Source organism: Dolichospermum sp. UHCC 0260 (assembly GCF_009711985.1).
Classification (GTDB): Bacteria; Cyanobacteriota; Cyanobacteriia; order Cyanobacteriales; family Nostocaceae; genus Dolichospermum; species Dolichospermum lemmermannii.
Map to the genome: position 1 here is coordinate 45727 of NZ_VIKZ01000015.1, position 23588 is coordinate 69314.

The 23588-nt window shown below is 36.5% G+C and carries 22 protein-coding genes and 1 pseudogene; 19 read left to right on the forward strand and 4 right to left on the reverse strand.

Going from position 1 to position 23588, the window contains the following annotated elements; all coding sequences use genetic code 11:
* Positions 1 to 19 precede the first annotated feature (19 nt).
* Positions 20 to 1063: a thiamine-phosphate kinase gene (gene thiL, locus FJR08_RS08085; RefSeq protein ID WP_168632812.1), complete on the reverse strand. Its 1044-nt coding sequence runs from the start codon at positions 1061 to 1063 to the stop codon at positions 20 to 22.
* 319 nt (positions 1064 to 1382) lie between these two features.
* Between thiL and FJR08_RS08090 the strand changes: the two are divergent.
* The 18 genes and pseudogenes from FJR08_RS08090 to FJR08_RS08175 all read left to right on the forward strand — a co-directional run.
* Positions 1383 to 1760: pseudogene (locus tag FJR08_RS08090) on the forward strand (ABC transporter permease); the annotation flags it as partial.
* Positions 1761 to 1776: 16 nt separating this feature from the next.
* Positions 1777 to 3471, forward strand: a complete 1695-nt coding sequence (locus FJR08_RS08095) for a glycosyltransferase (RefSeq protein ID WP_371415549.1) — start codon at positions 1777 to 1779, stop codon at positions 3469 to 3471.
* A gap of 9 nt (positions 3472 to 3480) precedes the next feature.
* Entirely contained in the window at positions 3481 to 4698 is a 1218-nt protein-coding gene (locus FJR08_RS08100; RefSeq protein WP_015080371.1) for a glycosyltransferase, read from the forward strand.
* Between the two features lie 27 nt (positions 4699 to 4725).
* On the forward strand, positions 4726 to 5697 hold the full coding sequence (locus tag FJR08_RS08105) for a glycosyltransferase (RefSeq protein ID WP_015080370.1): 972 nt from the start codon (positions 4726 to 4728) through the stop codon (positions 5695 to 5697).
* A 139-nt stretch (positions 5698 to 5836) separates the two neighbouring features.
* Positions 5837 to 6622, forward strand: coding sequence for an ABC transporter permease (locus tag FJR08_RS08110; protein WP_168632813.1), 786 nt, complete (start codon positions 5837 to 5839; stop codon positions 6620 to 6622).
* Positions 6623 to 6625: 3 nt separating this feature from the next.
* Positions 6626 to 7957, forward strand: a complete 1332-nt coding sequence (locus FJR08_RS08115) for an ABC transporter ATP-binding protein (RefSeq protein WP_168632814.1) — start codon at positions 6626 to 6628, stop codon at positions 7955 to 7957.
* A 50-nt stretch (positions 7958 to 8007) separates the two neighbouring features.
* Complete coding sequence (locus tag FJR08_RS08120; RefSeq protein ID WP_168632815.1) at positions 8008 to 9570, forward strand: class I SAM-dependent methyltransferase; 1563 nt, start codon at positions 8008 to 8010, stop codon at positions 9568 to 9570.
* Positions 9571 to 9800: 230 nt separating this feature from the next.
* Positions 9801 to 10658 (forward strand): SDR family oxidoreductase, encoded by an 858-nt coding sequence (locus FJR08_RS08125; protein WP_015080366.1) that lies wholly within the window; start codon positions 9801 to 9803, stop codon positions 10656 to 10658.
* Positions 10659 to 10672: 14 nt separating this feature from the next.
* Positions 10673 to 11683 (forward strand): polysaccharide biosynthesis protein, encoded by a 1011-nt coding sequence (locus FJR08_RS08130; RefSeq protein ID WP_015080365.1) that lies wholly within the window; start codon positions 10673 to 10675, stop codon positions 11681 to 11683.
* A complete protein-coding gene (gene wecB / locus FJR08_RS08135) occupies positions 11676 to 12803 on the forward strand; it encodes a non-hydrolyzing UDP-N-acetylglucosamine 2-epimerase (protein ID WP_168632816.1) in 1128 nt (375 codons plus the stop codon). The genes FJR08_RS08130 and wecB overlap by 8 nt, the downstream gene beginning before the upstream one ends.
* A 33-nt stretch (positions 12804 to 12836) precedes the next feature.
* Positions 12837 to 14345, forward strand: a complete 1509-nt coding sequence (locus FJR08_RS08140) for a glycosyltransferase (RefSeq protein WP_168632817.1) — start codon at positions 12837 to 12839, stop codon at positions 14343 to 14345.
* A gap of 22 nt (positions 14346 to 14367) precedes the next feature.
* The gene (locus FJR08_RS08145) at positions 14368 to 15372 is read left to right on the forward strand and encodes a glycosyltransferase (RefSeq protein ID WP_168632818.1); all 1005 of its coding nucleotides are present in this window, start codon (positions 14368 to 14370) and stop codon (positions 15370 to 15372) included.
* Positions 15365 to 16252 (forward strand): glycosyltransferase family 2 protein, encoded by an 888-nt coding sequence (locus FJR08_RS08150; protein WP_168632819.1) that lies wholly within the window; start codon positions 15365 to 15367, stop codon positions 16250 to 16252. Before FJR08_RS08145 ends, FJR08_RS08150 begins: the two co-directional genes overlap by 8 nt.
* A 2-nt stretch (positions 16253 to 16254) precedes the next feature.
* Positions 16255 to 17322 carry a glycosyltransferase family 1 protein gene (locus tag FJR08_RS08155; protein ID WP_168632820.1) on the forward strand — a complete coding sequence of 356 codons (1068 nt, stop codon included), beginning with the start codon at positions 16255 to 16257 and terminating at the stop codon, positions 17320 to 17322.
* 155 nt (positions 17323 to 17477) lie between these two features.
* On the forward strand, positions 17478 to 17879 hold the full coding sequence (locus tag FJR08_RS22965) for a hypothetical protein (protein WP_174783035.1): 402 nt from the start codon (positions 17478 to 17480) through the stop codon (positions 17877 to 17879).
* Positions 17876 to 18343, forward strand: coding sequence for a type II toxin-antitoxin system VapC family toxin (locus FJR08_RS08165; RefSeq protein WP_168632821.1), 468 nt, complete (start codon positions 17876 to 17878; stop codon positions 18341 to 18343). The genes FJR08_RS22965 and FJR08_RS08165 overlap by 4 nt, the downstream gene beginning before the upstream one ends.
* 51 nt (positions 18344 to 18394) lie before the next feature.
* Complete coding sequence (locus FJR08_RS08170; protein ID WP_168632822.1) at positions 18395 to 18622, forward strand: AbrB/MazE/SpoVT family DNA-binding domain-containing protein; 228 nt, start codon at positions 18395 to 18397, stop codon at positions 18620 to 18622.
* Positions 18622 to 18918, forward strand: coding sequence for a type II toxin-antitoxin system VapC family toxin (locus tag FJR08_RS08175; protein WP_051155181.1), 297 nt, complete (start codon positions 18622 to 18624; stop codon positions 18916 to 18918). Before FJR08_RS08170 ends, FJR08_RS08175 begins: the two co-directional genes overlap by 1 nt.
* 578 nt (positions 18919 to 19496) lie before the next feature.
* On the opposite strand, the gene apcB is transcribed toward FJR08_RS08175, so the two are convergent.
* Positions 19497 to 20006: an allophycocyanin subunit beta gene (gene apcB / locus FJR08_RS08180; protein WP_015080356.1), complete on the reverse strand. Its 510-nt coding sequence runs from the start codon at positions 20004 to 20006 to the stop codon at positions 19497 to 19499.
* A gap of 373 nt (positions 20007 to 20379) precedes the next feature.
* Here apcB and glnA point away from each other — a divergent pair, with 373 nt between their 5' ends.
* Positions 20380 to 21795 carry a type I glutamate--ammonia ligase gene (glnA, locus tag FJR08_RS08185; protein WP_015080355.1) on the forward strand — a complete coding sequence of 472 codons (1416 nt, stop codon included), beginning with the start codon at positions 20380 to 20382 and terminating at the stop codon, positions 21793 to 21795.
* Positions 21796 to 21863: 68 nt separating this feature from the next.
* On the opposite strand, the gene FJR08_RS08190 is transcribed toward glnA, so the two are convergent.
* Together FJR08_RS08190 and FJR08_RS08195 are read right to left on the reverse strand one after the other, a co-directional pair.
* The gene (locus tag FJR08_RS08190; RefSeq protein WP_015080354.1) at positions 21864 to 22064 is read right to left on the reverse strand and encodes a hypothetical protein; all 201 of its coding nucleotides are present in this window, start codon (positions 22062 to 22064) and stop codon (positions 21864 to 21866) included.
* A 436-nt stretch (positions 22065 to 22500) separates the two neighbouring features.
* Complete coding sequence (locus FJR08_RS08195) at positions 22501 to 23547, reverse strand: zinc-dependent dehydrogenase (RefSeq protein ID WP_168632823.1); 1047 nt, start codon at positions 23545 to 23547, stop codon at positions 22501 to 22503.
* Between the last annotated feature and the right edge of the window lie 41 nt (positions 23548 to 23588).

Sequence of the window (23588 nt, forward strand, 5' to 3'; positions counted from 1 at the left end):
TCTTCCAAATGCTTCGCCCCTACTGACCAAAATGTTGGAATCCCTGGCTGAGGCTGAGAACTTGGTCGGGGATTTCTGCTTTTTCGTGGTGTAAAATCACTTTTGAGCCTGGGGTAATTGTGCCAATTATGGCTGCACCTGTGCCTAATTTTTGCACTAATGCTAATGCAGGTTCTGGTGGTAAACACAGGACTAATTCAAAATCTTCGCCACCATAGAGGGCATATTTTAATGATTTTTCTGGTGTGAGCCACCCTTCAAAGGCTGATGGTAAGGGTATTTTACTAGATTCTATAACTGCACCGACGTTACTGGCTCGGCAAATTTGTAATATTGCGTCTGCTAAACCGTCGCTGCTATCCATACCGGAGATAGGCAGGGGGCAGGGGGCAGGGGGCAGGGAGCAGGGGGATATGAGAATTTCTTTGAGGATAGAGATTACATCTAAACGGGGTTTGGGGCGCTGGTGGGCGGTGATTAAGGCTGCCTTGGCTTCAGTTTTGAGGTTTTGAGCTATTTCGGGATGTAAAAGTAATTCTAAGCCTGCACGGGAGGCTCCATGTATACCTGTGATGACAATAGCATTTCCTACTTGAGCGGTGGCACGACGGATGATGAAATTGGGGTTAGCTTGACCTAAGGCGGTAATTGCTAAAGTGGTAATGGGCGATCGCACTATATCACCACCAACTATGGGAACATGATACTTTGACAAGCATTCTGTCATGCCCTGATATAGTCGCTCAACCCAATTTACAGTTACATCTCCCGGTAAACCTAATCCCACAGTTATGCCCACGGGAGTCGCCCCCATTGCTGCTAAATCGGATAAATTAGCCGCCGCAGCCCGCCAACCAGCATCCTCTGGAGAGGTGGTAACATCACTAAAATGCACACCGTCAACGAGCATATCTGTAGTAACTATCAAAGATTGATTTGGTAAGGTTTCTAAAACTGCGGCATCATCACCAATTATATCGGGTGGACAAAAGCGTTGTAATCTTTCTAAAAGACCTTGTTCGCCAATATCTCGAACTCGTAAGCCAGATAAATTACTATTCATAATTAAATGTACTCATTACTTTATGGCAATAGATCCTGATAGTTCAATACTTTCGCCAAATTGAAAAAAGCCTTGATTTGGAGGTTGGGTTGTGGAACGTTAGCGTTGGCAAGCAATAGCATGAAACCCAACGTATTTGTTGAGTTGCGCTGTCGCTTAACCCAACAAAGCAAAAAATGGCGAAAGTATTGATAGTTTGTAAGTAATACCTAAAGATAGATGAAATTTTACTAATCTTAAAATTAATCGTAAACAATCGGACTTATATAGTATATAATGCCCAAATGAGTTTTTTCTGGTGTGTAATGGTGCTATAAAAATGACACTTTCCCTGAAAGATAATTTAAATTGGTTACAAGTGCAGCGTTATTCTGAACTCCTGCACGTCTTAGTAGGAAGGACTCTGAAAGTTCGCTACCGGGGTTCTTTTCTGGGGGTTTATTGGTCACTATTAAACCCTTTAATCATGACAGGGCTGTATACTGCCATTTTTGGTGCTACTTTTGCATCTTATTATGGTAACTCCATTATTAACTATATGCTGGCAGCACTGACGGGATTACTAGTAATCAATTTTTTCTCAGCTTGCACATCCCAAGCTTTATCCAGCGTGGTTGGAAATGGTGCATTATTAAATAAAATTCGCTTGCCAGTCAGTGTTTTTCCGGTATCAATGGTGGCAGCTAATGTACTCCAGTAAGGTTCAAGAAGATATGTATCCCTTAGTGTCCGTTGCTATTCCAGTCTACAACGGTGAAAATTATATGCGTGATGCCATTAACAGTGTTTTGGCACAAACATATTCTAATTTTGAGGTATTGGTAGTCAATGATGGCTCACGAGATGGAGGCACAACAGAGGAAATAGCTCTTTCCTATGGCGATCGCATTCGTTATTTTTCCAAGCCCAATGGTGGAGTGGCTTCAGCTTTAAATTTGGCATTAAAAGAAGCTAAAGGTGAATATTTTTGTTGGCTATCTCATGATGATGTCTATCTTCCAGATAAAGTAGCCAAAGAAATGGAAAAGCTGCTGTCACTACCTGATCCCAATAGTGTAGTGTTCTGTCGGTATTCCATTATCAATTCTGATGGACAATATCTATATGATGCTCCCCTCCCACCTCAGTTTCCACCTCATCAAGCTGCTTATCAATTGATTTTAAAACAGTGGCTTCATTGCTGTACCATCTTAGCACCCACATCCTTGTATCTGGAAAGTGGTAGTTTTAGGGAAGACTTACCAACTACACAAGACTACGATTTATTAGTAAAAATTGGACTGAAACACCCTTTTATAGAGATACCAGAGGTACTTTTAAAAGCACGCTCACATTCAGAACAGGGAAGTTTAACTCTTGGACATTTGAAAGAAGTTGAACATTTTTTTGCAGAACACATCCCTTTGCTATCAGCCGAGTATATGTCTACTAACTTCAGAAGTCAGGAAAGTATTGATGCGTTTTTGGCATTAGGCAAACAGATGTGCGATCGCCACTTTCCGAATGCTTTGCTCACAGTTGCCAAGCAATTAATTTATTGCGAAGCACAACGAGCAGAACCAGAATCCTTGTGGCAAGCTATTTATCAACTAACTATCAAAGACTATTCTGTGACTGTGGAAAAGCTAAATATTCAAACAGATCAACATTCATCTGCACCATATACTGATAACAAACTCAAAGTATTGGCACGCCGATGGCTACCACCACAGGTGAGGATTAAACTTCAGCAATTGCGATATAATCTGCGACATATCCTATTATCAAGTCAGCCTGCTACCCAAGAGAACGAGAAAACACGCCTTGCTTCCTTAGATTTTGAGAAAATCTATGAAAACAATGGATTTGCTGGCACAGAATCCCGATCAGGAGAAGGCTCTAGTCTCTTTCAAACTCGCATTATCCGTGAGGAAATTATCAAACTATTAGACGAGTTAGAAGTCAAATATCTTCTTGATGTTCCTTGCGGAGACTGGAATTGGATGCGATATGTGAATTTGTCCAACATCTACTACACTGGTGGTGATATAGTTCAAACTATTATTGATAATAATAACAAATTACATGGTAATGAAAATTGCAAATTCGAGTATCTAAACATTATTACTGGACCGCTACCAAAGGCTGATCTGATCCTTTGTCGAGATTGTTTAGTTCATCTAAACTTTATTGATGGATTAACAGCCCTGGAACAGTTTCGTAAAAGTGGGGCAAAATGGTTACTCACAACCACATTTACTGAAAGAGACAGCAATACTGATCTATACGAAGGAGCTATTTGGCGACCTCTAAATCTGGAGAAACCTCCTTATAATCTGCCTAAAGCACATCGTTACATCAACGAAGGATGTACAGAGGGTGGTAATTTGTTTGGCGACAAGTGTTTAGGGTTGTGGCAATTAAATTAAATTTGATAGATGAATATATTACAAGTCAATTACACAGATATATTAGGACACCGTTTTAACGGTGGATCTTTGATTCCTTGGTTGCGCGATCGCGGACACAATGCAATTCAAGCAGTAGGAATAAAACAAAATATGGGAGATACTTCTATTAATCTAATTCCAACTCAGTCGAATAAACTTTCCCAATTAGTTAACCGGATAGAAAACTTCATTAGTATTCATAATGTTCTGTATCCACAGTCTTTCCTTTTACCTTTTAATTCAATATTCAAAGAAGCAGATGTAGTCCATTATCATATTATCCACAATCAATTTTTCAGCTATCTAGCTTTTCCTTGGTTAACCAAACTCAAGCCAGCAGTGTGGTCATTACACGACCCTTGGGCAATTACAGGGCATTGTATTCACCCATTCGATTGTCAGGGTTGGAAAACAGGCTGTAATCCTTGTCCACACCTTGATTATCCATTTGCCATACATCATGACCGTGCATGGCTTAATTACAAACTTAAAAATTTTGCTTATCAAAATTCTCAGTTACATTTGATTGTGGCAAGTCAATGGATGCAAAATTTGGTTGAGCAATCTCCATTACTGAGTAACTTTCCAGTGCATCAAATACCGTTTGGATTAGACTTGAATTTATTTTCACCCGGTAACAAAGCTGAAGCCAAAACAAAACTTGGAATTCCTGCTGATGAAATTGTGATCGGGCTAAGGTCTCTTCCAGGCCCATATAAAGGACTTGAGTATTCTATTAAAGCACTGGGATTATTACCTGCTAATGCACCAATCCATATATTAACTTGTCAAACAAAAGGCTTACTATTATCTCTTGCAGATAAGTTTCCGATCACAGAACTAGGGGAACTTCATAGTGATACAGCAATGGTAGATTTTTTTCGGGCGACGGACATCCACCTGATGCCTTCTATGGCTGAGAGCTTTGGGATGATGGCTATGGAAGCTGCTGCTTGTGGTGTTCCATCAGTTATATTTTATGGCACACCATTATCCGAAATTTGTTTTGCTCCAGAAGGTGGAATTGCGGTAACCCGAGGTGATTCTTGGCAACTAAGCCAAGCACTTTATTCACTAATACAGGATCAGCAAAAGCGATTAGCTATGGGGCAGAAAGCTCGATATCTTGCCGAAAAAAAATATGATTTTGACACATATGCCAATTCTATTTTTCGTGTATACGAGCAGGTATTATCAAATTCATAAAAATACAGGAAGCTAAAAATTCAAAGCATGAAAGTATCTATTATAACACCTGCGTATAATCAAGCACAATTTATTGAAGAAACAATTAATAGTGTACTCAATCAAGATTATCCTGACATTGAGTACATTGTCTTGGACGACGGTTCAAATGATGGTACAGATCAAATTTTGATGTCCTATATTGATCGTTTGAAATATGTTCGTCACGAAAATATCGGTGAAAGTAAAACAGTAAATAAAGGTTATCATCTGTGTTCTGGTGATGTAATTGGTATTGTTAATTCAGACGATCCTTTGTTTACAGATGAAGCAGTTTCTCGTATAGTCGAATGTTTTCAAAAAAATTCCAATGCTTTAGCCGTATATCCTGACTGGGTTTCTATTGATGAAGAAGGAAATATCATCAATCGTATTATTTTGCCCCAATATACTATCAAAAATATGCTAGAGGAATTTAATGTCGCTTTAGGACCTGGGATGTTTATCAAAAGTAGCGCCCTTATGAAGGTAGGATATAGAAATGAATCTTTAAAATATACTGGTGATTTAGATTTATCTTTCCGTTTGGCTCTAGAGGGTAGTTTAGCTCACATTCCGGTTTTTTTGGCCACACACCGAGTGCATTCTAGAGCAGCTTCTTCAACATCTCAAGGAAGTTTAATGGCAAAAGAAGTCCTTCGTCTAGCTACATCCAGCCTAAAATCATCAATGTTGCCATTATCCATTATTCAGAAAAATCGGGTAATTTTAGCGAATGCACATTTTATAGCCTCTGCTTATTGCGGTAGTAACAAACTGTTGCAATTTAAGTACATTGGTAAATCTATATTTTTTGACCCCAGTGTTATTGGCATAACTTACTTTAAAAGAAGTAGAAATTTAGTCAAGATAAAAAAAGATACTATTGCTACATACATATTTATAAAAATGAAAGATATCCGTTCAGCTATCCCCCCAGGAATTAAGACGATGTTGAAGAGTTTTCTGGGTTTACGGTGACAGTTAAAGTTAATAAGAATTTCAAACCTTTAAAAATAACAATTACAGACTGACCAAAGCCTTTTTTGAACAAAAATCCTGAATAACAATTATTTATTTCTACTGCTTTTTGTAACTAACATTATTTCATTTTTCATCTATGAACCGAAAATTATATCCTCAATTACGGCTGTTGATAGAGATGTCGAAGATGGAAATCCGCAAACGTTATCTTGGCACTCTGTTAGGTAGTACCTGGGCAATTCTTTCCCCTTTAATAAACACTAGTTTAATCTATATTGTGATGATATATGGATTAAAAGCTGGAGGTGCAGTAGGGAATGCACCCTATGTTAGTTGGCTAATTTCTGGGATGTTAGCTTGGTCTTTTATGCTAGAAATTATGTCCACAGGAATTAATGCTATTGTAGAAAACTCCCATTTAGTGACAAAAATTCGGTTTCCTTTGCGCCTATTAGTGATAGTAAAGGTGGTTTCTGCCATGCCAATTCATATTTTATTGATGTTGATTCTCATGCTGATAATGGCGGTGCAAGGTGTTGGATCTTTTACGTACTGGCTACAATTGCCGTACTACTTTCTCTGTGCAACAATTCTAACCCTGGGCATAAATTATCTTACTTCAGCCGCTCAGGTCTTTACCAGGGATGTTGGTAGTATTATGGGAGTGATTTTACAAGCCTTATTCTGGGCTACGCCAATCTTTTGGAGAACTGATCTAATTATCAATACAAAATTTCGATTTCTGCTCTATAGTCCATTTGCCTATATTGTTACTGGATACCGTGATAGTCTATTTGATGCTTTACCTTTTTGGCAGCGTCCAGTGGAAACTATCATATTCTGGATTACTGCACTACTGATTTTCTTTTTTGGTATGTTTTTCTTCCAGCGTGTTCGTACTCATTTTGCCGATGTGCTTTAATCTATGTCTGATAGTATAATTTCTGTTCGTAATTTAAGTAAATCCTATCGTCTCTATTCTAAGCCTGCTGATCGGCTCAAAGAATTACTGTTCCCTTGGCGTACTTATCATTCTTCTTTTTTTGCCCTTCAAGATATTAGTTTTGATCTCCAAAAAAACGAACATTTGGGCATTATCGGGATGAATGGTGCTGGTAAGTCAACTCTTTTACAGATTTTGGCTGGGGTGTTAACTCCTACTAGCGGAACAGTAGAAATCAATGGGCGTGTTTCTGCATTGCTCGAATTGGGAGCGGGATTTAATCCAGAATTAACTGGGAGGGAAAATGTAGATTTTTTAACTACAACCTTAAATTCTGGTAAAAATATTACCAAAGATGCTACTGAAAGAATCATCAATTTTGCTGATATTGCTAACTTTATCGATCAACCGGTTAAGACCTATTCTAGTGGTATGTTTGTGCGTTTGGCTTTTGCTATGAATATTATTAATGCTCCAGATATTCTTATTATTGATGAAGCATTGGCAGTTGGAGATATTTTATTTCAACAGAAATGTATGCGAAGCCTGATTGAGTTTTGTACTCAAGGAACTGTTTTATTTGTAAGTCACGATCCATCATCTGTTAAAAAAATTTGCACTAAAGCATTATGGATTGAAGACGGAAAGATTAGAGAATTTGGCGATGCTAAGGAAATTTGCGATAGATATGTTGGCGCTGCTAATGAAGAATTTGGACGAAATTATACTGAAAACATCCAAGACATTAAATTTGAGCAAAATATATCTATATCAAAATCAAATACTGTACAATTGTCTGATGAGATATCAGATCAGAAAAAAATTAAAATTGACTTATTAGCTCATGCCAAATCTGGGGTTTTCGACAAATATGATTGTATTGGCACTCGTGAAGCAGAAATACTAGACGCATCATTTGAAAAGATCAATCCAAGTGATTCTGTAGTATTTACAGGTAATGAGTCTTGCCGATTAGTGGTTTACTTGCGATCACTTAAGGACTTGCCTAATGCTGTAGTTGGTTTTATTGTCAAAGATAAGCTTGGTCAGTATATCTTAGGATTGAATTCCTTTGATTGTAAATTGCCGCTCAATATTTTAGCGAATCAAGTTTATGCCGTTGTATTTGAGTTTAATTTACCCAAAATAGCAAATGGTAATTACACTATAGATTTGGCAATTGCTGAAGGTAGTGTAGATAACTATAGACAATTACACTGGATTTATGATGCTTTACAATTTGGAGTTGAAAGATTTGACTATCGTGGAGTAATGATAGAACCTTTAATAGATAGTGTTTATCTTATGCAATAGTTATAATTATCAATCCACAAAATTTTACTTAATTGATTAAGAGGTTTTTAATGAATAACGACATTTTAGATGTTATTTACAATGAGGGTGAAAGATTAATTCCCTTTATCACTCACAACGAGGATGAGGTAATCAGACATTTTAGCTCCTATGATTTCTTTGCTAAAATCATTAAGATGGATGTTGAAAACAATAATGTTGAAGAAGCTGATGTTTTAGATGTTGGCTTTGGCTGTGGATATGGTTGTTTAATACTTTCTAAAATACCAGGTATAAAACAGGTAACAGGAATAGATGTATCCTATGCTTGTAAATCTTATGCTCAAGAAAACTATGGAGCAAGAAACATTGATTTTGTGGTAGTAGATGCTGGAGAATACCTAGCACAAAAACACCCCTTTGGTTACATTACATCAAGAGGAGTCTTAGAACACATACCCAATGGACTTAGTTTAACCAAAAACTCGAATTATACTCAACGCTTAATTATTGATGTTCCCTATAATGAAAAGCCGGGAAATGATCATCATATTATTGTTGGCATTAAAGAGGATGCGTTTCAAGATTATGAAAACTACGAGTTATTTTATGAAGGACTAGACGGCACGATTTATGATGCTGCTAACAAACCATCTGACGCAAATATGATCCTGTGTGTAGCTAGTCGTGAAGGTTTACCTCCTGTTAGAGAAATGTTTGACTTTCCAATTCAACCAGTAACTATAGAATATGTAAAAACAGAAATGTTGGCTTGTTCTCAAGACTCTATTCTTCAGTTTCAGAATCGTTATTTTAGTTATAAAAATCCTACAGATTTATTATTAGCAGCAGAAAAAGCCATTCAACAGGTAGATGTTGTCTTGGATGTTGGTCCAGGTATTGCACCAATGAATTATTTCAGACCAAAATTTCATATATTATTAGAACCATTTGATGAGTATGTGCAAATTTTAAACCATAGATTTGCCAATGATGGCAGTATTTTTGTTATATCTGGTACAGCCCAAGAGTTAATGAGTAGTTTTGCTGCCAATTCTGTAGATACAGTTTTTTTATTGGATGTAATTGAGCATCTTCACAAAGAAGATGGTGTAAATATACTATCCCATGCTGAACGGGTGGCAAGAAAGCAGATCATTGTGTTTACTCCTTTGGGTTTTATGCCTCAAACTGTTCATGAAGGAGAAAAAGATGGTTGGGGATTAGGAGGTGCATCAGTCCAAGAACATCTTTCTGGTTGGACTCCCGAAGATTTTGGCTCAGGATGGGATTTTCATATCTGTGAAACATTTCATAAATTTGATTTTAGGAATCAATTGCTGAATAAAGAATATGGTGCTTTTTTTGCCATTAAGAATTTCTTTGGTAAACCCACCCCAGAACCGCAATCAATTCCAAATATTCGTAAACTTTTACCATCTGAGATTGAACTGGAAAAAGTTAGGGTAGAGTTGATGAATACTCAAGCTGCTTTAGTTAACACACAACATCAATTAGTTATCATACAAGATGAATTAGTCAACACACAACATCAACTACAGAAAATTTCCGAACACCCAGTAGTTAGAGTTTTGAGAAAAATTAGAAAAGTTTTTAAAAGTCTTGGCTTTTAGCGACATACAGGGAAAAATCCCTATACAAATCCAGCCCGAATGGCTATATCTATGATCAAGTGTAAACTTGACCTGGAATCGTTATATACTAAACAGGTCTTAAAACAGTCATACTGACCCAAAAAAGGAAAGATTCTGGAATAGGCTTCACTAATGCCATAAATTCAGATATTTTCCTCTCTCCGTATAACCTCTGTAGTTGAAATCCTATAGTTTATAGATAGCAAAATATGAAAATTCTGGTCATTGGTGTGACGGGAATGTTAGGCAATGCCATGTTCCGAACCTTCTTAAATAGCAATTTTGGTCACGATGTAGTGGGTACGGCACGTAGCACAAATGCTTTAGATTGGTTTGATGGAGCAACTTCTGAGCAGATTATTACAGGTGTTGATGTCGAAAACCATGACTCGTTGGTTAGGATATTCGCAAAAGTACGCCCACAAATAGTGATAAATTGTGTTGGTTTAGTAAAACAACTTGCTGAAGCAAATAATCCACTGTTGGCAGTACCCCTCAATACCTTGCTACCACATCGGCTTGCGGCTTTGTGTTCTCTTGTCGGCGCTCGCTTAATTCATATTAGTACCGATTGCGTTTTCTCAGGGGACAAGGGGAATTATCTTGAGTCTGACTTTGCTGATGCCCAGGATCTCTATGGTCGTTCTAAGTTATTAGGAGAGGTAGATTATCCTCATGCTATAACACTGCGTACTTCAATAATTGGACATGAACTTTCTGGGAATCATAGTCTGATTGGTTGGTTTCTTTCCCAGGAAAATAAAGTTAAGGGTTTCACCCGTGCTATATTTTCAGGACTACCAACTATGGAGTTAGGAAGGGTGGTACATGATTTTGTGTTGCCTCATCCAGATTTGCATGGTTTATATCATGTAGCAGCAAAGCCCATTGATAAGCATAATTTGCTGAAGCTAGTAGCCGAAATCTATGGCAAAAAAATAGAAATTGTGGCTGATGATGGCTTTGTTATTGATCGTTCTTTGAATGCTCACAGGTTTTATGAGAAGACTGGTTATGTAGCCCCAGCATGGCAAGATTTAGTAGCACAAATGTATGAGTTCAAATAATTAAGGTAGGAAATATGTTTAAAGATAAAGTGTTAATGATTACTGGTGGGACTGGTTCTTTTGGTCATGCCGTCCTGAAGAAGTTTCTGGAAACTGATGTGCGAGAAATTCGGATTTTCAGCCGGGATGAGAAGAAACAGGAGGATATGCGGATTGCTTTCGGTAATCCCAAGTTAAAGTTTTATCTTGGTGATGTACGAAACTACGATAGTATTCAAGATGCCATGAAAGGCGTAAACTATGTTTTTCATGCAGCCGCATTGAAACAAGTACCTGCTTGTGAATTCTATCCGATGGAAGCAATACGGACTAATGTACTTGGTGCCGAGAATGTAATTAATGCTGCTATTGCTAATCGTGTAGAACGAGTAATAGCACTAAGTACAGATAAAGCTGTATATCCTATCAATGCTATGGGACTATCTAAAGCTATGATGGAAAAGCTGATAGTTGCCAAAGCAAGAACGCTTGGTGCTGGAGAAACGGTTCTTTGTGGGACTCGCTACGGCAATGTAATGGCTTCTCGTGGTTCAGTAATTCCTCTGTTTGTCAGCCAATTGAAGCAAGGAAAAGAAATTACCATAACTGATCCGTCAATGACACGCTTTTTGATGTCTTTGGAGGATTCTGTGGATCTGGTACTTTATGCTTTTAAACATGGAGAACAGGGAGATATTTTTGTGCAAAAATCTCCAGCTTCGACTGTAGAAGTTTTGGCTTTGGCTTTAAAAGAGATATTCCAGGGGAATAGCTCAATTCGTATTATTGGTACTCGTCATGGTGAGAAATTGTATGAGTCTTTAGTGTCTCGTGAAGAAATGGCAAAAGCTGAGGATATAGGACAGTATTTTCGCATTCCAGCAGATAATCGTGATCTGAATTACAATCTTTACTTTACAGAGGGTGAACCAGCGATCGCTAAGTTATCTGACTATACATCTCATAATACAGAACAGCTAGAAGTTGAAGGAGTCAAACAATTGCTGTTAAAACTCGATTTCATTCAGGAGCAACTCAATGCTTAAGGTGATGACCATTGTTGGTACGCGTCCAGAACTCATCAAAATGAGCCGAGTTATTGCCGAATTAGATAAGTATACTAGGCATATTTTGGTGCATACTGGACAGAACTATGATTATGAACTGAATCAGGTTTTTTTTGATGACTTGGAAATTCGTAAACCTGACTACTTTCTCGCTGCTGCTGGTGCTAATGCGGCGCAAACTATTGCCCAAGTAATTGGTAAAACTGATGAAATTTTAGAAAAAGAAACTCCTGATGCTGTCATGCTTTACGGAGATACAAATTCCTGTTTGGCCGTTTTGTCTGCTAAACGCCGAAAAATCCCTATCTTTCACATGGAAGCTGGCAATCGTTGTTTTGATCAAAGAGTACCAGAAGAAATAAACAGAAAAGTTCTCGATCATCTTTCGGACGTGAATATGGTTCTAACGGAACACGCAAGACGCTATCTCTTAGCCGAAGGAATTCGTCCCGATATGATATTTAAAACTGGCTCTCATATGCCGGAAGTGCTTGATTATTATTTGCCCAAAATTCGTCAGTCTGATATCTTGACGCGGTTAGGATTGGAACCTCGTAAGTATTTTGTGATCAGCGCACACCGGGAAGAAAATGTAGATTCTCCTCAAGTTTTAACCGATTTTCTCGATACTTTAAATGCCTTGGTCAAGGAATATGAATTATCTGTAATTGTTTCCACCCATCCTCGGACTCGTAAGCGGTTAGAAAATATTGAACCTATAGCTTTGAGTGAGAAGATTGTTTTTAGTAATCCTTTTGGTTTTTTGGACTATATACAATTACAAATGCAAGCATTTTGTGTGTTGTCTGATAGTGGCACAATTACTGAAGAAGCGTCATTACTCAATTTACCAGCAATTACGATTCGCAACGCACATGAACGTCCTGAAGGAATGGATGCTGGTGTGCTTGTGATGAGTGGACTTAAAAGCATTAGTGTCTTAGATGCTGTCAGAGTAGTGACTACCCAATTTGCTGAATCTACAACGCCTATTTTACCCGTAGCTGATTATCAAAATTCTCATGTATCAAAGCAGATTGTACGTATTGTTTTAAGTTACGTTGACTATATTAATCGTGTTATTTGGTCTAAATCATAAAAGTAAAAATTATCATGATTTAACATAGGATATATGTCAAAAACACAAATGGAAACTCATCCTTCAGAAAGAGCAGTTCTTCATATCATGCACAATTGGGGAGGAGGTTTAGAAAGATGGGTACAAGATTACTGTCGTACAGATACTTCTAGAAAAAATATAGTATTAAAATCTATTGGTATATCAGGAATCCCTGGTCAAAAATTATCACTTTATCAGCACATTGATGATCAAAATCCTATTAGAGTGTGGTCACTAACAAGTTCTATTTTTGCTACTTCTATTTATAACTTGGATTATTACTTTGCCTTAGAAGAAATCATTAGCGATTTCAATGTTAGTGTAATTATGATATCTTCATTTATCGGGCATTCATTAGATATTTTAAACACAGGAATTAAAACTATTATTATTTGTCATGACTATTATCCTTTCTGTCCTGCTATAAATATTTATTTTGAAAAAATATGCCGTGAATGTAAGTTAAGCCATTTACAGAGTTGTTTAGTAGAAAATCAATATAATAAATTTTTTCCCGGTATATCAGCTTCAGAATGGATACTAATTCGCAAAATTTTTATCAAACTTATTTTAGATTATAAAATTACATTAGTTGTACCGTCTTTATCTGTAAAGACCAACTTAATCCTTTTAGAACCTAAATTTGGTAATGTAAATTTTGTGGTTATTCCTCATGGTATAGAAGTAGAAGATTTAAAATCATATCAAAATAAAAATTTGAATCAGCAAAAAACAATCATTCAAGAAAAGTTAAAAATTCTTATATTAGGCAGACTATCTATCCAAAAAGGTTTAAATCTTTTTAAAGAAAGCTATGAGGAAATTCTCAAATATGCTGATATTATACTATTAGGATGTGGAGACAATGGTATATTATTTACAGGAACTAAAGGTATTGAAATTACAGCCTATAATTATTCATTAAATGATTTACCAAGACATATAAAAAAAATATCACCAGATATAGGTCTTTTATTGTCAGTTTTGCCAGAAACTTTTAGCTATACTTTAAGTGAATTAATGCTATTAGGTGTTCCACCATTAGCAACAAAGCTAGGTAGTTTTGAAAACCGCATAATTGATGAATTAAATGGCTTTTTATTTTTAGCTGAAAAAAATGCCTTGATCCAAAAAATAAAATATTTGTCAGAGAATAGAAATCTTATCTTAGAAGTAGCAAAAAATCTTTCACAAGAATCACATTCAAATTTACAGCAAATGATTGATGATTACGAAAAAATAATTACATCTAATATTACTGAAATAAATAATAAAAATTTAACTGATACAAGTTTAGTAAGTGTTATACAAAAACAACTAGAAGAAACACAGTTAAAAATACAACAAATTCAATTAGATATAGAAATTAATAACATTATTATTAATAATATGCGGCTTAAAAAACACTTAAGAGTACCTCTTTCTCAAAAATCAAAACATTTTGATTATTTTAAGCAAAACTTCTTTGGAATTTGGGAATTTATAAGAAGATTAGCCATTAAATTTCATTTATTTAAGTAAATATGAGTATTGAGTAATAAATATGTTGGTTACACAAAAAATTGCTATTGTTTTAGCCACCTACAACCCTAACCTGGAATATTTCCAAAAACAGATTGAATCAATTAAAAATCAAACTTATAAAAATTGGGTTTGTCACATAATTGATGACTGTTCTCAAATGGAATATCAAATAGCTATTCAAAAAGTTATTGCTGAAGATCTAAGGTTTATTTGCCACTTCCATAATAATAATCTCAATCATTATCATAACTTTGAAAGAGGTTTAAAATATGCTATTCAAGATTCAGAAATCACTGCCATAGCTTTAGCAGATCAAGATGATATTTGGTATCCTAAAAAATTATCTGTATCACTGGAAAAACTACGTTCTGAAAAAGCAGTATTAGTACATTCAGACTTAGAAATGATAGATAGTAATGATCAAATCATTAATTATTCTACGTGGAAATTTGAAGCACGTAAACCTGAGAAATTATCTACTGATTTATTATTACTGCGTAATGTAGTAACTGGCTGTTCCGTATTATTTTGCACTTCTCTAATAAAAGATGTTCTGCCATTTCCTCCTCAAAAACGAATTCACTGGTATCATGATTGGTGGATAGCTCTAATTGCAGCCCAAAAAGGTAAAATTGCACATATTCATCAACCTTTAGTTATGTATAGAATTCATGGTTTAAATAATGTGGGAGTAACACAAGATGCAGGTAAATTTTACCGTGAGTTATTAGCTTGGATAAGTAAAAAATTTAAAATTACTGGTAATAGTTATTTAGTTCATAGAGACTTTAGTAAATTATTCTATAAACGATTTCAACAAGAATTAGATAATGTAAATTGGTCTAATCCTTTTGATGATAAAAATTTAGATTTTGGTTTTAAAATACTCAAACTATGCTATAAAAGTTTATTGTCAGGCTATAACTCAGAAGGTATAGCTTTGAGAATTTGGGTTTTGAAAGTTTTATTAGATTTACAAAAAATTAGATCCCTGTTTTTCAAAAATAATAATAAGCATGAATAGACAATTAACTAATTCAGTATCAATTATCTTAGTTAACTATAATGGTGTAGATGTTTTAATAGATTGTTTAAACTCTCTAGAAAAATTTATTCCTAGAAATAACTGTGAAATTATTGTAGTAGATAACAACTCTCAAGATAATAGTGTAGATATTCTTAATGATAAATTCGCTAATATTAAATTAATTAAACTACCAAAAAACCTTGGTTTTGGAGCAGGAAATAATGCTGGTGCAAAAGTAGCTAAAGGTGAGTTTTTATTCTTATTAAATACTGATACAATTCTTACTAATAACATTCTACCCCATCTTTTAGAATTAATGTCTGAAAATCCAGATGTAGGAATTATTGGACCTAAATTACTTTTTCCAGATAAAAGTTTTCAAATTTCTTTCTCACCGGAAATTAGTATTAAAGGAGAATTTGCAGCAAGAAAATTACATAAAGATGCTGAAGTTAAAAATAAATTGGATATTATAGAACAGGATTTTCAAGATATTCAAGAAGTAGATATTGTTGTCGGAGCAGCATTTTTTATTCGAGCAGATTTATTTAATTTATTAGGTGGTTTTGACGAAAACTTCTTTATGTATTTTGAAGAGTCTGATTTGTGTCAAAGAGTCAGAAATGAAGGTTATAAAATTCTATATACTCCCCATGTATCCCTAATTCATATCAGAGGATATTCTGTTAATAAAATATCTAATAGAATGGCTGTAGAATATAGACGTAGCCAGATTTACTACTATCATAAACATCGTCCAATGTGGGAGATTTTGATTTTAAAAATATATTTAATGTTTAAGTTTTTATCTGAATATCTCAAAACATCTAATCCTTATAGTTGGGAAATTATCAAATTAAGTTTTATGTATAAATAATTATGTCTTTATTAATCAATCTTTCATTTCTCCTAACCAAACCCACAGGTACAACTACTTACACTCTTAATCTTCTACCTTATTTACAGAAACTTGATCCGATACTTTTAACTTCCCAATCTTTCCCTGACTATAAATGTTATCCAACTCCTCCTAACCTCACATCAGAACAAGGTTTAAAAGGACATTTAAACCGCTTAGTTTGGACACAATTCCAACTCCCAAAAATCTATCAAAACCTCAAATCGCAACTTTTATTTTCCCCTATTCCCGAAGCACCTTTATATACTAACTGTCGTTTTATTGTCACAGCCTTTGATATGATACCCCTGCGTTTCCCCAAACGCTTGTCACCATTAACCACATACCATAAATACTATACTCCTGAAGTTTTTAAACAAGCAGAACATATTATTTGTATATCAGAATCAACAGCCAATGATATTATCCAATTTTACCAGATTCCTAGTCATAAAATTACACCAATTCTCTTGGCGGGAGATAACTCACATTTCCAATTCCTCAACCTCCCCACCCGCAATTACTTCCTATATGTTGGTCGTCAAGACCCTTACAAAAACCTGCAAAGATTAATTACCGCTTTTTCCGCACTACCTCACAGAAATGATTATGAACTATGGTTAGCGGGACCCTATGATCAACGTTACTCCCCATTATTAGAAACACAAACTCAAGAATTAGGAATAAGTCATCTAGTTAAATTCCTTAACTATGTCTCCTATGACGAATTACCAATAATTATTAATCAAGCAATTGCGCTAGTTTTTCCTAGTTTGTGGGAAGGATTTGGTTTACCAGTGTTAGAAGCAATGGCTTGTGGTACTCCCGTTATTACCTCTAATGTTTCCTCCCTTCCAGAAGTTGCAGGAGATGCTGCTATTTTAATTAATCCCTATAATATAGAAGAAATTACAGCAGCAATGAAAATCATAATTAATGATTCAGAAACCAGAAAACAACTTTCAGAAAAAGGTCTAAAAAGAGCAAATCAATTTACTTGGGAAAAAACCGGACTGGCTACAGTTGAAGTTTTAAAAAAGTATCTTTGAGTATAACTACAATTAGTGTAAATCCTGATTCTATTGCAAGAGATAAAATCCCCGACTTCTTAGAGCAGTCAGATATATTGTTGTTCATAACCAATTTAGGATTGCTATATGATAGAATAGAAGAAATATTGACTAGTGTAACAAAGGAGAATACCATGAACACCTCCATAGAACTTCCGAGCGGTAAAATCCTCAACATCACCCGATTTATTGCCCTAATTCCCAATAACAATAATACTGATAGTGATTATCAACTAATTTTAGAAGGATATCCTCATCCTATCAACTTAGAATCATCAGATGCTCAAAATCTGAAAATAATTTTGCAATCAAAACTAGATCAAAATACCCCAATTAGCACCCATAAATCAACATGGAATCAACAAGAACAACTCCAAAAAAATCAAAAGGCAATGGCAATTTTAGCAGAACGTATTGCAGAACATAAAAATATGTCCGATGAAGAATCATTACAGCAACAAGAGTTTTTTGAAGAATTTAAAAAAACAGTTGATTCACAAAGACCAATAGGACAAAAATTATATTCAGAATTATGATAGTATTTATTGATTCAGGTGTGCTAGGACTGCTCACAAATCCCTATAAAATGGATGCAGCTAAAGATTGTGAAGAATGGCTTTATGCTTTGCTTGCTCGTGGAGTGTATATTTGTTCTTCTCAATTATGTGATTACGAAATTAGAAGAAGTTTAATCTTAATCTCTCAAAATAAACCTAAATCATCTAGTATTCAGAATTTAGATGAACTCCAAGAAATAATCTCGTTTTTACCTATAGACTGGGAATTCTTAAAAGAAGCATCTACACTTTGGGCTTCTGCTCGTAGTCAAGGAATACCAACAGCAGATAATAAAAGTTTGGATATTGATATTATTATCTGTAGTCATTGGCAAAAACTTAAAGAAGAGTTTCCTGGTCGCTATATTGTGATAGCAACTACAAATGTCAAACATTTAAGTCGCTTTGCTGAGGCAAAAAACTGGATGGATATTCAATTTTAAAACCATTATGTAATACTAAAAGTAAGAATTTTCTTACTTGAGATCAAAACCATGAGAATTACATCAAAAGGACAAGTAACTATTCCCGTAGAAATACGAGAACAATTAGGACTTACACCCAACACAGAAGTAGAATTTGAAGTTATCGGAGATGCAGTTTACGTAAAAAAAACCAAAGCGAAATCCACCTCTGGTAAAACTCTCATAGAAATGATGCGAGGTAAAGCTACAGTCAAAATGACCACCGATGAAATAATGGCATTAACGAGACAAGACTAATGAAAGAAATACTCGTTGATAGCAATATAATCCTCGATATTGTCACAGAAGATCCAAATTGGTTTGATTGGTCAGCTAATAAGTTAACTGAATATGCTGAAAAGACAAAACTTAACATTAATCCCATTATCTATGCTGAAGTCTCAATTGGTTTTCAAAAGATAGAAGAACTAGAAGCCATATTACCTATCAAGTTTTTTCACCGTTTAGACCTACCTTGGGAATCAGCATTTTTAGCGGGAAAATGCTTTTTGACACTCTCAGGTCTAAAGACACTGAGATTCTTTAATCAATGAGCCAACTTACAATTGCTGGATTACTCCAACAAAAACAGAGGTCGATTCTCCTAAAGCGTTAATTCCGGTATGCCCTACCGTACTCGATTTTTGTATTTCATTTTTCACCAAATTTAGCTTTCCTAAACTGCAATACTGTTAGGTATGACTACGCACTCAACCAAATTAGTTAAGTTTTTACGTTGTTTAGTTATACTTAAATTATGGAACTTTTAAAAGTATATCACACCTACTGTTACTAGTCAACGAGTTAGGCTAAATATTTTCGCCCGTGTCGCTTATATCTCAGCACGCTTTGTGACTGAGCTTTACGCTTACCGAGTAATCTTGTAAAATATCGTCAACAAGGTGGAACTAAAAAATCTCCTTTACCTGATTTCTACATAGGCGCTCATGCGGTAATTATGGATATGATACTTTTAACCAGAGATGTGAATCGTTACCGCACTTATTTTCCCACCTTAGAACTAATAGTTCCAGAATATTAATAGACATCTCCATGTTTTCGGGCGCAATTATGAGTAAAGACGTTCTATAGAACGCCTCTACCTTGTCCTCAGATGTCTATTTTTGAAATCCTAAACATCAATCTCACTCAATTCACGAGTGATATGATCAAAAGGCTCATCCACAAAAGCAGTATTAGCAATACCAGCAGCCGCTACTTGTTCCTTAACAATACCCTTCATTATCTGAATACCTTGAACAGTTGAACCAATGGGTACACCCAAGGAATTGTAAGTTTCCCTGAGTCCTTGTAATACACGCTCATCCAGAACATTCATATTACCAGCCACCAGCGCATAGGTAGCGTAGCGGAGATAATAGTCCATATCCCGCAAACAAGCGGCAAAACGACGGGTTGTATAAGCATTGCCACCAGGACGAATTAATTCTGGTAGTTCTTCAAATAACTTTGCCCCAGCTTGTTTCACGATTGCGGCAGCATTGGAATTAATCGCTGCTGCAGCTTGAACTCTAGCTGTTCCACTATCAAAGTAGGATTTGAGGGTATCAATGGCATTCCGGTCAAAATAACGCCCGGTTACGTCATAATTCTTAATTAAAGTTGTAACGGCATCACGCATTCTTTTTTCTCCCAATCATGAGTTATCTATGATTTGATATTAATTTGGTTGCCATGAAGCACCAACAAGATTCCGTGCCAATTCACATAAAATAGACACTGGCACAAAAACTATCCATCTGCTATCTAAGGATTTTATGCCAAAGTTGACCCCTGATCATGAATTTTCTAGTTTTGTACAGATTAAGAAAGAAAGGTTAACATAACCTGTAATCCAGACAATCTGTAACAAACATGACAAAATCATGTCAAGTTAACTATTTACGATATTCCAGGTAGTGTATGACAACTTGGGTTAGCGTAACAAGGTGAGGATGCTTGGGCAGACTCTGGGTTTATATTAGGTAATTGGCTACATCAGGAGTAAAGTAAAAATGACAACCCCAAAAGAAATCTTGAAGAAGATTCAAGACGAAAAAATTCAGATGATTGATCTGAAATTCATTGATACACTGGGAACTTGGCAACATTTGACCATGTACCAAGACCAGATTGATGAAAGTTCATTCTCTGACGGTGTACCTTTCGACGGTTCTAGTATTCGGGGTTGGAAAGGTATCGAAGAATCTGACATGACCATGGTGCTTGATCCTAACACCGCTTGGATTGACCCATTCATGAAAGAGCCAACTCTCAGTATCATTTGTAGTATTAAAGAACCACGTACTGGCCAATGGTACAACCGTTGTCCTCGCGTTATTGCCCAAAAAGCGATAGATTATCTAGCTTCTACTGGACTTGGTGATACAGCTTTCTTTGGTCCTGAAGCTGAATTTTTCATTTTTGATGATGTCCGTTACGACCAAACCACCAACTCCGGTTACTACTACGTTGATTCTGTAGAAGGTCGTTGGAACACTGGTAGAGAAGAAGGACCTAACCTGGGTTACAAAACCCGCGTCAAAGAAGGTTATTTCCCAGTTCCTCCCACTGACAGCTTTCAAGATATGCGGACAGAAATGCTGCTAACCATGAAAGATTGTGGCGTACCCATTGAAAAGCAACACCATGAAGTTGCGACTGGTGGTCAGTGCGAACTTGGTTTCAAATTTGGTAAGTTGATTGAAGCCGCTGATTGGTTGATGACTTACAAGTATGTGATCAAAAACGTGGCTAGAAAGTATGGCAAAACCGTCACCTTCATGCCAAAACCCATTTTTGGCGATAACGGTTCTGGTATGCACTGTCACCAATCTATCTGGAAAAATGGTCAGCCCCTATTTGCAGGTGACAAGTACGCTGGTATGAGCGAAATGGGACTTTACTACATTGGTGGTATTCTCAAACACGCTCCAGCATTGTTGGCAATCACTAACCCCACCACCAACTCCTACAAACGCCTCGTACCTGGTTATGAAGCACCTGTAAACTTAGCTTATTCCCAAGGTAATCGTTCTGCTTCTGTGCGGATTCCTCTTTCTGGAGACAATCCCAAAGCCAAGCGTTTAGAATTCCGTTGTCCAGACGCTACTTCTAATCCTTACTTGGCTTTTGCGGCTATGCTTTGTGCTGGGATTGATGGTATCAAAAACAAAATTCATCCTGGTGAACCCTTAGATAAAAATATCTATGAACTTTCACCAGAAGAATTATCTAAGATTCCTTCTACTCCTGGTTCTTTAGAATTGGCTTTGGAAGCTTTGGAAAATGACCACGCTTTCTTAACTGAAACTGGCGTTTTCTCTGAAGACTTTATCCAAAATTGGATTGACTACAAGGTTGCTAACGAAGTTAAGCAAATGCAATTGCGTCCACATCCTTATGAATTCTTCTTGTATTACGATTGCTAATTACAACAATTACTAACGTACAACTAGTGAATTTTTTAGCCACCCTCTGGGGTGGCTTTCTTTTTCACTTAACTCATAGTCGCTTGGCTACGTCCATAAAGCGTCTGAGTAGCTGCATCCATTTTACCTTGAATGGGATTCCAGTAGTGAGATATTCCTTCATGCAAATTAAGTTCCTGTGCAGCCCGCATCAACATGGATTGTTGACGATTCTTAGCTTGCTGATGTTGACGTACCATTGATTGACGGGCTTTTTCTTGAATAGACATGACACTACCTCCCTGTATTTATTTACTAAGGAATAATTTACTATTCCCTGCGATCTGATGATAACACAAAAATCTGTAGTTTACGCTACAGAATCTTAAATGAATAGGATTGATATGATTATATCTCCTCTATGCTGCTTGCATTTTCGATGAGAACATAAAAATCTGTAGCGTAAACTACAAAATGATATTTTTGTTATAAAACTTCATGAAATTGGTCAGTTGTCAGTTGTCAGTTGTCAGTTGCAAAAGAATATTTCTCTCCCTTACTCCCCTTACTCCCCCTACTCCCCCTACTCCCCCTACTCCCCCTACTCCCCTACTCCCCCTACTCCCCCTACTCCCCCTACTCCCCCTACTCCCCTACTCCCCCTACTCCCCCTACTCCCCCTACTCCCCCTACTCCCCTACTCCCCCTACTCCCCCTACTCCTCCACTATGGATAAATCAAAATCTTATAAGTTTCCGCCGTGGGGGCGATCGCTTGGTCTACTGCTTGTGGTAAATTTTGGAGGGGATAGCGATCGCTAATTAAGGCTTTCACATCAATGCGGCGATTAAATACAATGTCCGCAGACAGGCTTTGCAGGCGGTAGGATGAGCTATAACTGCCCATTAAGTCTATTTCCCGACGGTAGAGAGTATTGGGGTTAATGGGGATTGTCAACTCGTCTGGGAACTCCGCAAAGAAGAGAATTTTTCCACCTTTGCGAGTACAGTCTAAAGCTTGGAAAAACGCTTTATCACTGGGAACAGCTAACAAGGTGACATCAACACCCATTCCCCCAGTTAAAGCTTGAATTTTGGTAGATAAATCAGCGTCACGGGCATCAAAAGCTGCTTCCGCGCCTACTTCTAGAGCCTTTTCAATTCTAGATGGTAAGAGGTCGGTAGCGATCGCTTTCGCTCCAAAATACTTCACCAACATCATAAACATTAACCCGATTGGACCTGCACCAGTTACTAATACAGTTTGTCCCGGTGCAATTTGGGCTTTTTTCACCGCTTTTAAACAGCAATTAGTTGGTTCAACAAAACTCGCCTCTTCAAAACTGATATCATCAGGGATGGGAATTAAGCCACCATTTTCGACAATGTGACCTGGAACTTTCACATACTCCGCAAAACCGCCACCACTGGCGTTAAAACCTGCGGTAGTAGAGATATTTTTATAAACATCGCACATCGAGAAATTATCATTTAAACAGTAAGCGCAACGCATACATGGTATATGGTGCATCACCGCTACCCGTTGTCCTACTTGCCACCCTTTTACCTGTGAACCAACAGCCGCAATAGTTCCAGCGGTTTCATGTCCAAATATGCGTGGCGGTTCATACAAAGGATAACGAATCTTTTTAATATCTGACTGACACAAACCCACAACCCTCACCTGTACTAGCACTTCATCTGCGTCTAGGGTAGGAACTGGGACTTCTTCGTAGGATAATTGATTTACGCCTCTAAATACTTGTGCTTTCACGTTGGTTTTCCACTATTTAACGTTACTAGATTTAACATTTT

Bases quoted from the DNA above. Each gene is read 5' to 3' on its own strand.
- FJR08_RS08115 (WP_168632814.1), top strand. From the start codon at position 6,626: ATGTCTGATAGTATAATTTCTGTTCGTAATTTAAGTAAATCCTATCGT.
- FJR08_RS08190 (WP_015080354.1), bottom strand. From the start codon at position 22,064: ATGTCTATTCAAGAAAAAGCCCGTCAATCAATGGTACGTCAACATCAG.
- FJR08_RS08125 (WP_015080366.1), top strand. From the start codon at position 9,801: ATGAAAATTCTGGTCATTGGTGTGACGGGAATGTTAGGCAATGCCATG.
- FJR08_RS08130 (WP_015080365.1), top strand. From the start codon at position 10,673: ATGTTTAAAGATAAAGTGTTAATGATTACTGGTGGGACTGGTTCTTTT.
- FJR08_RS08145 (WP_168632818.1), top strand. From the start codon at position 14,368: ATGTTGGTTACACAAAAAATTGCTATTGTTTTAGCCACCTACAACCCT.
- FJR08_RS22965 (WP_174783035.1), top strand. From the start codon at position 17,478: ATGAACACCTCCATAGAACTTCCGAGCGGTAAAATCCTCAACATCACC.
- FJR08_RS08155 (WP_168632820.1), top strand. From the start codon at position 16,255: ATGTCTTTATTAATCAATCTTTCATTTCTCCTAACCAAACCCACAGGT.
- FJR08_RS08175 (WP_051155181.1), top strand. From the start codon at position 18,622: ATGAAAGAAATACTCGTTGATAGCAATATAATCCTCGATATTGTCACA.
- FJR08_RS08110 (WP_168632813.1), top strand. From the start codon at position 5,837: ATGAACCGAAAATTATATCCTCAATTACGGCTGTTGATAGAGATGTCG.
- FJR08_RS08170 (WP_168632822.1), top strand. From the start codon at position 18,395: ATGAGAATTACATCAAAAGGACAAGTAACTATTCCCGTAGAAATACGA.
- thiL (WP_168632812.1), bottom strand. From the start codon at position 1,063: ATGAATAGTAATTTATCTGGCTTACGAGTTCGAGATATTGGCGAACAA.
- FJR08_RS08120 (WP_168632815.1), top strand. From the start codon at position 8,008: ATGAATAACGACATTTTAGATGTTATTTACAATGAGGGTGAAAGATTA.
- FJR08_RS08095 (WP_371415549.1), top strand. From the start codon at position 1,777: ATGTATCCCTTAGTGTCCGTTGCTATTCCAGTCTACAACGGTGAAAAT.
- wecB (WP_168632816.1), top strand. From the start codon at position 11,676: ATGCTTAAGGTGATGACCATTGTTGGTACGCGTCCAGAACTCATCAAA.
- FJR08_RS08150 (WP_168632819.1), top strand. From the start codon at position 15,365: ATGAATAGACAATTAACTAATTCAGTATCAATTATCTTAGTTAACTAT.
- FJR08_RS08105 (WP_015080370.1), top strand. From the start codon at position 4,726: ATGAAAGTATCTATTATAACACCTGCGTATAATCAAGCACAATTTATT.
- FJR08_RS08100 (WP_015080371.1), top strand. From the start codon at position 3,481: ATGAATATATTACAAGTCAATTACACAGATATATTAGGACACCGTTTT.
- apcB (WP_015080356.1), bottom strand. From the start codon at position 20,006: ATGCGTGATGCCGTTACAACTTTAATTAAGAATTATGACGTAACCGGG.
- FJR08_RS08140 (WP_168632817.1), top strand. From the start codon at position 12,837: ATGTCAAAAACACAAATGGAAACTCATCCTTCAGAAAGAGCAGTTCTT.
- FJR08_RS08165 (WP_168632821.1), top strand. From the start codon at position 17,876: ATGATAGTATTTATTGATTCAGGTGTGCTAGGACTGCTCACAAATCCC.
- glnA (WP_015080355.1), top strand. From the start codon at position 20,380: ATGACAACCCCAAAAGAAATCTTGAAGAAGATTCAAGACGAAAAAATT.